Source organism: Barnesiella sp. CU968 (genome assembly GCF_905219685.1).
Classification (GTDB): domain Bacteria; phylum Bacteroidota; class Bacteroidia; order Bacteroidales; family Muribaculaceae; genus Lepagella; species Lepagella muris_A.
Genome location: NZ_CAJMXD010000464.1, coordinates 1 through 2,051, shown reverse-complemented (window position 1 = coordinate 2,051; position 2,051 = coordinate 1). Strand labels below are relative to the sequence as shown.

Genomic DNA, 2,051 nt, shown 5'->3' with positions numbered 1-2,051 from the left:
AGAAGAAAGAGACACTCAACATAATCAAATTTTTTCGCAAGATAGAATCCCGTATTCTTGGCTCCTTCTTACGCTTCCTGAAATTAACTTCAGGCAGAAAAGCGAGATTATGTGTGGCTGCCGTCACAGCTATCATAACACTTATTCTTACAATAATATGCGACCGTATCCCTCATTCTTTTGGAAATGAGGAACTGACCATGAAGAAACTGCAGCTTGCTTCGATGCTTGCAAGCGGCAAGACAAAACCGATCCCCTCTGACATCCTCCCTGTCAACATCAGCTTTGACCGGCAGCTAACACCCGTCAATGATGAATATGGCATTCCTTGCGGTGTGATTGATGTGGCAGACCGCCGTAAGCTTCTTGACTTCCTTTACCGCATAAAGGATGCGGATTACGCTGCTATCGCTATTGACATATTCTTCGACAGTGGAATGCCGGCAGAGGGAGACACGGCTCTTTTCAAATGCATCAACGAGATGAAACGCCTGACAGTTCCAGTGCATTCTGATGGAACCATTTCTCCTCTCATAGATAAAAAACTGCATTCCAATGGAGATTATGCCGTCAATCTAATCTCCAACAATTTTTCAAAATATAATTTCGCCGGTGCTGACGGAATTCCATCCATGGCGCAGACCATCTTCAATGACACCCATAATGTAATGGATTATAAGCCGGGAATCTTCGACAACACTACCATGATTCTCCCCTTGCCTGTATTGCTGGAAAATTCTTACACCGAAGAGGGCGACAAGGTGTGGTATAATCTTGGCTCGGATATTCTTGATGTATCTACAGATGAAGAGCTACGAAACCTTGTGAAAGGGAAAAAAATCATAATAGGTGACTATTGCATGAACGATATCCACGACAGCTATGTCGGTTACATATCCGGACCGGCAATTGTCATCAATGCACTCACGGCTCTTGAAGAGGGGAAAGCTGAAATAAATATATGGTCTATATTGTTGACTTTCACAGTATATCTTGTTATTGCCTGGTTCCTTATAATGAATCTGACTCTTTGGAAAGTAATCAGATGGAATCCCAGTCCGATCATGAATTTCATATTGAGCTTCATTGGTGTCGGAGCAATCCTCTTCCTTCTGCAGCTGGCGCATTTCATAATTTTCTCTGAATTTCATGACACTCTCTTGGCAACGACGTTTTTATCTTTATATTCCATTTATTGTCAAAAACTTAACGAACATTACACTTTATGACCAGAATTCTGTTTTTAATAGTGGGCATATTCATAAGTTTATCGACATATGCAGACTATCGCATAGTTTTCCTTAACACACCCACAATAAAGATCAACGGGAAATCACTTAAGGTCAACGATGTCTTCCATCCATCCGCCTCTGTGGAATGGACATCGCCCAAACAGGCAATGAAAATCGTTGACACAGCCAGCGGAGAGCAACGGCTGCTCATAGCATCCCAATATCAGAAATCCAAAGCTAAAAACATACAGAGCTACATCAGCGGAGTCAGACACCTGTCATCAAGGGGGATAGGCGCATCCAACATTGTGGCATTACGCGCCACGCTCTCCGATCATTTCTTTTTTACCGACTCTTTGAAAATTGAGACCGATTTCCCTACCGACAATCACCGGTTCTTCTATATTTCCTACACCTACAACGGCAAGGAAATCAATAAAATGATTCCCAACAGCAACGGCTCCTTCACCATATCTCAGGACATATTCACGATCGACGGCAAACCTATCCCTCCTTTTGATACGACACTGTCGGTATTCTATATCGACAAGACCACCGGCAAAGTGACCCTCATCACCGAAGATATGGCAATAACACTCATCCCTGACCATCTCGAATGATCTGTCTTCGGATTCAATCCAACCTTCGGGCATCGGGAACTCCGCATCAAGACTGCACCAGGGAGAAACTCACGGCGGCTGACTCCGCATGAAAGGTCTTATGCAAATATTTTCAGAATCTTAGAGCTTGTCTAAATTTTATTGATTAAAAATTTTATGGCAGCGAAATCAATCATTTCTTCCGCTGATTCATTTGATA

Annotated in this window: 2 protein-coding genes; both read left to right on the top strand. The window is 42.8% G+C overall.

Annotation, left to right across the window (positions count from 1 at the left end; translation table 11 throughout):
* Window positions 1-1,229 (top strand): hypothetical protein (locus JX312_RS12765; protein ID WP_204458295.1); only part of this gene is annotated, 1,229 nt, incomplete at its 5' end.
* Window positions 1,226-1,852, top strand: a complete 627-nt coding sequence (locus JX312_RS12760) for a hypothetical protein (protein ID WP_204458293.1) — start codon at window positions 1,226-1,228, stop codon at window positions 1,850-1,852. The genes JX312_RS12765 and JX312_RS12760, both read left to right, overlap by 4 nt.
* Window positions 1,853-2,051 lie beyond the last annotated feature (199 nt).

Bases quoted from the DNA above. Each gene is read 5' to 3' on its own strand.
- JX312_RS12760 (WP_204458293.1), top strand. From the start codon at position 1,226: ATGACCAGAATTCTGTTTTTAATAGTGGGCATATTCATAAGTTTATCG.